Below are 6,259 nucleotides of genomic sequence, written 5' to 3' on the forward strand. Positions count from 1 at the left end.
CAGCAGGAAGATCATTCTCGCGCATCGCGGGCGGATCTGGGTGGCCAACCGCGATGATGGCGGGGTCGCCTTCCATATCCATCTCCCCGCCATGAAGACATGAAGGGCCTCCATGCCAGCCAATATCTACCTGGTCGATGATGACACGTCCTTCAGAACCGCAATGGTTCGCTTGCTCGAAGCCTCCGGCTTCCAGACGAAATCTTACGGGACCGGAGCCGAGCTCCTGGATCAGCTTCCCGACGAAGGAACGGACGGCTGCATTCTGCTCGGCGTCGATATTCCGGGCGTAAGCGGGCCCAATATTTAGCTCCGCCTGAACGAAGCCGGGTCACGATTGCCCGTCATTTTCCTCACGGGCCACCGGATGCGCCATACGCAAATGGCAGGACGTTCCGCTTCTTTGGGGGAACCAGCAAATGCTTGGCGTGATCTCGCATGTTCCATTGGGGTTAGTTCGATTAAGCTCATGACGTTGCCCGTAACATCAAACGATGTGTTGAGCATAGACCGATGCGATCGAGCCGCCCAATACCTGATATCGCGTCCAAACTGAAGCTCGATATCCAGATTATGGTCCTCCGAAGGAATATCGCAGATCTGATGGAGCGAGCCACTGCCACGTCTGGTTCCGCCGCGGAAGAAGCCATAGCGAACAGGATCAACGATCAACAGGACCTGCTCAACCAGCTGCTTAAAGAGCGCGAGACGACAGAATAAGGCACTTCGTGGCAAACAGCACGCCGAAACTTAGAGCGTCAACGCGCCAGCCGTTTGCCGCGCCAAGCCAAACGTGGGAAAGACACGCCGCGAGAGGCTCGAAGCAACGCGGGGAGACTTTCGTTCCCACCGACGATTAGGCGGGTGAGAATGCCTGCTAATTGTGTATCCATGTCGACTGACAACACGCACCCCAGCTTCGGCCCCACCAACGGCTAGATGGCCCTCATCGCAGTCCAGATGGTCGCTCTGGCGCTGTGGATGTGGTTCACGGGGCGCGTTGCCCCCCAATTGGCTCTCGCCAGAGCCTTGCGGATCACAGCTCGGACCGGAGTACTCCATGCGTACGCGCTGGCCGGGCTCGTTTTGCGTGAGGCACGAGACTAATGCCGACCCGCTTTTAACCGGTGCTTCCGACATCGAACAACGCGGGGGACTGGCATTTGCGATTAATTGTACATCACCGGCCGAGATTGTTTCGGGCAGTTACCGTTCTTCTCTTGTCACTCGAGTGATGGTGTCGCGCAGCCACTCTTCCCTTTGGAGCAATTCCGCGTTCATCTGGTAGGCGACGGGGTTCATGTAGCTTTCACAGGTCGTTCTGATCAGCATCGCGAGCACGAGCTGCGTCTGGGCGGTACTGCGGGCGAGTTCAAGCAGCAGGGCTTCCTGGACGGGAGTCATCTTCCTAATCCTCAATCGTGCGGGGGGTTGGTCATGCGGGYCTGGCACTGGTTSTGGCCTGAAGTCGTGGTCGAGACGAGGAAGCCGGGCGTTTGCTACGCCGTCACCTCGGTCGAGCGGGCTGCCGATCTGCTACTCGAATGGAACGACCAGACCCCGAACTGGCAGGCAGCAGTCCTGATCGTCATGAGCTGCTTGGAAGGCGGCAAGTCACCCATGGACGTGCGAGCCGCATTCGAGGCGGCAGCGCGGGCGAATGGCAAACTGATCGTCATGCCGCCTCCCTGAGCTTGGCCCTGCGGAGCCAGCGGAGGAACTGCTTCTCGACATGCGCCTTGGTCCATTCGAGCGTGCAGCAGTCGGGGTGTTCGGTACACTCCCATTTCCCGCCGCCGAAGCGGCCGGACATGCTGAAAACCCCAATAAAACCTGCCAGCTCAGGCAATTTCTGAGCGTGACGCGAATGAAAAAGTCACGATGGCGTCACGCCAATCCAAGGCCTAAATTTGGCGTGACGGACGCGCCCGACCCCTAGGGAGTGCGCCCATCGTCACGCATGGCGGTCAGCACGACCTGACCTGTTAGACAATGTGATCCGGCCTTTCCCTTGATCGTCCGCCACGAGCCATTTGCGCGCGATCAGATCGGCCTCGCCAGCATCAGCTCGGAGAACCAGGGGATGATGTCCGTCTCGTTCAGCTGCTCGGCCATGAAGAACGGCATCGTGGCCGCCGGCATGGGATGGGAGCTGGCCGCGACGCTGCTCGTGCTGCTCTTTGTCTTCTCGCACTACGTCTTCGCCAGCACGACGGCGCACATCAGCGCCATCGCCTTCCTGACCGTGGGTCGGCGTGGTGCCGCCCGACTATGTGATACCGATCCTGCTCTTGATGGTGGCCGGCTCGAGCATCATGATGACACTGACGCACTACGCCACCGGCACCTCGCCCATCATCTTCGGAAGCGGCTATGTGCCGTTGGGCACCTGGTGGCGCGTCGGCTTCATCACGTGCGTTGGGGAGCTTATCATCTACGCGGTGCTCGGCACCACCTGGTGGAGGATACTGGGCCTCGGGTGAACCGGATGATGGATGAAGAGGAGAGACCCGCATGGCCGACGATGCCGCACCGTCCGATGGCGTTGGCTTCACCTTCGACGGCCATGCCATCCGGGCGACCAGGGGCGTCTCCCTGCTCCAGGCCTGGATCGGGGCCGGCCTGCCGCTCACCGAGAATGTGGGCTGCCTGGGCCAGGGGGTCTGTGGTGCCTGCCGGGTTCTGGTGCGCCGCCCGGGCGAGCGGCTGGCCAGCACGGCGCTCGCCTGCGAGATGCTGGCCGAGGAGGGCATGCAAGTCGCCTTCATCGACCATTTCCCGGCTCGCCGCGCGCATGGCTACGACCTGCAACTCCTCACCGACAGCTGGACAGCCATCGAGCAGATCGGCGCCGTCTTCCCCGAAGCCAAGCATTGCCGCCACTGCGGCGGCTGCGACCACGCCTGCCCTAAGGGGATCGAGGTGCAGCGCATGGTCGATCTGGCCGTCATGGGCCAGACCGACGCGGCGGCGGGGCTGTTCGATCACTGCGTGCTCTGTGACCTCTGCGTCGCCGCCTGCCCCGAGCATATCGACCCGGCGCATCTGGGCCAGTTCGTGCGGCGGATGCGCGCCTCCCTCACACTGCGCCCGTCGGACCTGATCATGCGCCTGCACGAGATCAGGGAAGGCCGGCAGCCGATTGACTTCGACGCGCCCGGCGCCAATCCGCCCCCCGCGGAGTCCGTTGCTTGAGCGCCGCCGGCATTCCGCATGCGCAGGCCGTGGAGGCTTGGCGAGCCGCCGCCCCCGCCCCGGCCAAGGCGCTGGACCTGCCGGTGCAGTACCTGCTGGCCGGCTACCACCCTGACCGCCAGCCGGGCGCCATGGTGACGCTGCGGGTCGGCGTCAGCGCCGGCCAGGAATGCCCGGCCATCCTGGCTGACCTGCTGCAGGCGGATTCGCTGCTGGAGGATGTGGACATCGCCGGCGCTCCGACCCTGGACGCCGATGTGCTGGTGATCGGCGGTGGTGGAGCTGGCTGCGTGGCGGCATTAACCGCCGCCCGTGCCGGGGCGCGCGTGCTGCTCGCCACCAAGCTCCGCATCGGAGACAGCAACACCGTCATGGCCGAAGGCGGCATCCAGGCCGCAGTGGGCGCCGAGGATAGCCTGCAACGCCATTTCGAGGACACGCTGCGCGCGGGCCATTTCACCGCCGACAAGGCATTGGTGGCGGCCCTGGTCGCAGACGGACCTTCCGCCATCCGCTGGCTGATCCAGGAGGGGATGAACTTCGACCTCACCGAGAACAGCCAACGCATGGGCGGTACGCTGCTGCGCAAGAAGCCCGGCGGCGCCACCGCGGCCAGGCTGCTGTCCTATCGAGACTTCACCGGGCTGGAACTGATGCGGGCGCTGCGGGAGGCGACCCTGCTGCAGCCGGGGATCACCCTTCTCGACCGCCATCCGGCGCTGGAATTGCTGAGCGACGATCGCGGCCGCTGTGCCGGGGCGGTCTTGCACGACTTCGCCCGCGGCCGCGCGGTGCTGGCGCGCGCCGGGGCGGTGGTATTGGCCACCGGCGGCGCGGGGCGGCTGCACCTCGCGGGGTTTCCGACCTCGAATCACTACGGCGCCACGGCGGACGGGCTGGCGCTGGCCTATCGCCTCGGGGCTGCGCTGCGCGAGGTGGACAGCTTCCAGTACCACCCTACTGGCATCGCCTGGCCGCCGCACATGGAAGGCGCGCTGGTCAGCGAGGCGGCGCGCTCCTCCGGCGCCTATCTAGTGAACGGCCGGGGTAAGCGTTTTGTGGATGAATTGCAGCCACGCGACATCGTGGCCTCAGCGGTCCTGCGCGAGATCGCCGAGGGCCGGGGCATTGGCCGCGATGGCAAGACCGGCGTCTTTCTTGACACGCCGTCCCTGGAACAGGCGAAGCCCGGCATCCTGGAGAAAAGCCTCGTAACGCTGCTCCACCTCGCGCATCGCGGCGGCTTCGACCCGGCCGAGGAACCCTTCCTGATCCGTCCGACCCTGCACTACCAGAATGGCGGTGTGGTGATCGACCCGAAGGGCCGCACGGCCGTCCCCGGCCTGCTGTGTGCCGGCGAGGTGACCGGCGGACTGCACGGACGCAACCGCATGATGGGCAACGCGCTGCTGGAACTGGTGGCGTTCGGCCGCCACGCCGGTGCCAGTGCCGCGGCCGACGCACGGGGGGAGCGGCCGCGTAACGTCGGCCTCGCGCACCTGGCCAATTGGCGCCGCGCCCTTGTGGTGCAGGGCCTGCCACTCAGCCGCAAGTCGCCGATGATCTTTCCGCCCTACGGCAATTTCGACGCCACCACTGACAGGTCGATCGCCACATGACCGCCGTGCTCACCGCCGAGGCCATCCAGGTCGGTCCGGATCTCGCCGGCTGGCTCGCGGCGGGCGGCGGTGAAGGGTTGGAGCGTGCCCTGTCGGACCCGGCCGGCATCATTCCCGCCCTGGAAGCCGCCGGGCTGCGCGGTCTGGGCGGCGCTGGCTTTCCGACGCATCGCAAATGGGCCGCCGTGGCTGCCCAGCCGCCCTGCCCGGAGGGAGGCGGGAAATGGATCATCTGCAATGGCAATGAGGATGAGCCAGGCACCTTCAAGGACCGCTTCCTGCTCTCCCGCACGCCCCACCAGGTGATCCAGGGCGCGCTCATCGGGGCGATAGCGGTCAAGGCGAACAGGATCGCCCTCTACGTCAATCCGCGCGAAACCGCCGCGGTGGAAATGCTGCAGGCCGCGTCCGCGGCGTGGCGCCAGCATCCCCTCCTCGCGCGCGTCGACGAGGCGATCGGGATGCCCGTGCAAATCCATATCAGTCCCAGCTCCGGCCTTTATGTCGGCGGCGAAGAGACGGCCGCGGTGGCCAGCGTGATGGGCGGCTTTCCCTTCCCGTCGCTCAAGCCGCCCTTCCCCGCCGAGAAGGGCGTGAACGGCGCGCCGACGCTGCTGAACAATGTCGAGACCTTCGCCCATGCGACGCACATCCTGGGCCGGGGCGCTGCGTGGTATCGGGGGCTCGGCCTCGGCGATGCGGTGGGAACCAAGCTCTATTCGCTGTCCGGTGACGTGATGCGCCCCGGCCTGCACGAACTGCCCATGGGCACCTCCCTGCGCGACCTGGTGTTCGGCCATGGCGGCGGGATGCTCGCGGATAAGGGGTTCAAGGCCGTCTTCACCGGCGGTCCTTCCAACACGCTGCTGACGGCCAGCGATCTCGACGTGGCGCTGGATTTCGACAGCCTGCRGGCGCGTGGCTCGCGGCTCGGCACGGGTGCGATGATCGTAGTTGGCGAAGGCACTAGCATCCTGCGCAAGACGGCGGAATACGTCGCTTTCTTCGCCGCCAATTCCTGCGGTCAATGCCCCTCCTGCAAAATCGGCACGAATCAGGTTTCGCGCATTCTCGAACGTATCGAGTCCGGCGCCGGGCGGCCGAGTGATCTTGCGGCCCTTGAGAATCTCACGCAGCTGCTGCCTGGTTCCGGCCGTTGCGGCCTGRTGGATGGCGCGGCGACGGTGCTTGCCAGTTCACTGTCCACGTTTGGCGAGGAGTATAGGCACGCGCTGAAGCACTGAGTGCGGCATTTCGGGACGCCAGCAGCGGGGCCTCGCGCTAATTTCACTCGGCTTCTTACGTGTCTGAGCGGTCTGATATCCAACATTTGCTACTGCTTGCCGGTTGCCTTCAATGTTGGATGGATGACCACTATGGGCCGATTGTGTTGAAGAAGTCAGCGTTGCTGCGAGCTTGAGGTTCTGATTCAGTCGTCCTTGGGC

8 protein-coding genes are annotated in these 6,259 nt (G+C 65.0%); 6 read left to right on the top strand and 2 right to left on the bottom strand.

All coding sequences use genetic code 11. The features are described from left to right. The first annotated feature begins 112 nt into the window (after positions 1–112). The gene (locus tag AC1D34_RS32780; protein ID WP_441508802.1) at positions 113–310 is read left to right on the top strand and encodes a response regulator; all 198 of its coding nucleotides are present in this window, start codon (positions 113–115) and stop codon (positions 308–310) included. An 896-nt stretch (positions 311–1,206) separates the two neighbouring features. Here AC1D34_RS32780 and AC1D34_RS32785 read toward each other — a convergent pair. Next, positions 1,207–1,404, bottom strand: coding sequence for a hypothetical protein (locus AC1D34_RS32785; protein ID WP_441508801.1), 198 nt, complete (start codon positions 1,402–1,404; stop codon positions 1,207–1,209). A 66-nt stretch (positions 1,405–1,470) separates the two neighbouring features. Here AC1D34_RS32785 and AC1D34_RS32790 point away from each other — a divergent pair, with 66 nt between their 5' ends. Beyond that, the gene (locus AC1D34_RS32790) at positions 1,471–1,692 is read left to right on the top strand and encodes a DUF982 domain-containing protein (RefSeq protein WP_476826493.1); all 222 of its coding nucleotides are present in this window, start codon (positions 1,471–1,473) and stop codon (positions 1,690–1,692) included. Here AC1D34_RS32790 and AC1D34_RS32795 read toward each other — a convergent pair. Next, positions 1,676–1,813, bottom strand: a complete 138-nt coding sequence (locus AC1D34_RS32795; protein ID WP_441508799.1) for a hypothetical protein — start codon at positions 1,811–1,813, stop codon at positions 1,676–1,678. The genes AC1D34_RS32790 and AC1D34_RS32795 overlap by 17 nt on opposite strands. 442 nt (positions 1,814–2,255) lie before the next feature. Between AC1D34_RS32795 and AC1D34_RS32800 the strand changes: the two genes are divergently transcribed. From AC1D34_RS32800 to AC1D34_RS32815, 4 genes are read left to right on the top strand one after another with little or no spacing between them, the layout of a single operon-like run. Continuing rightward, positions 2,256–2,483, top strand: a complete 228-nt coding sequence (locus AC1D34_RS32800) for an anion permease (RefSeq protein ID WP_476826494.1) — start codon at positions 2,256–2,258, stop codon at positions 2,481–2,483. A gap of 31 nt (positions 2,484–2,514) precedes the next feature. Then, positions 2,515–3,195, top strand: a complete 681-nt coding sequence (locus tag AC1D34_RS32805) for a 4Fe-4S dicluster domain-containing protein (RefSeq protein ID WP_441508797.1) — start codon at positions 2,515–2,517, stop codon at positions 3,193–3,195. Beyond that, positions 3,192–4,814 (top strand): FAD-binding protein, encoded by a 1,623-nt coding sequence (locus AC1D34_RS32810; RefSeq protein ID WP_476826495.1) that lies wholly within the window; start codon positions 3,192–3,194, stop codon positions 4,812–4,814. The genes AC1D34_RS32805 and AC1D34_RS32810 overlap by 4 nt, the downstream gene beginning before the upstream one ends. After that, complete coding sequence (locus tag AC1D34_RS32815) at positions 4,811–6,058, top strand: NADH-ubiquinone oxidoreductase-F iron-sulfur binding region domain-containing protein (RefSeq protein WP_476826496.1); 1,248 nt, start codon at positions 4,811–4,813, stop codon at positions 6,056–6,058. Before AC1D34_RS32810 ends, AC1D34_RS32815 begins: the two co-directional genes overlap by 4 nt. Positions 6,059–6,259 lie beyond the last annotated feature (201 nt).

It is taken from the genome of Allobosea sp. P1_A7, from assembly GCF_056406775.1.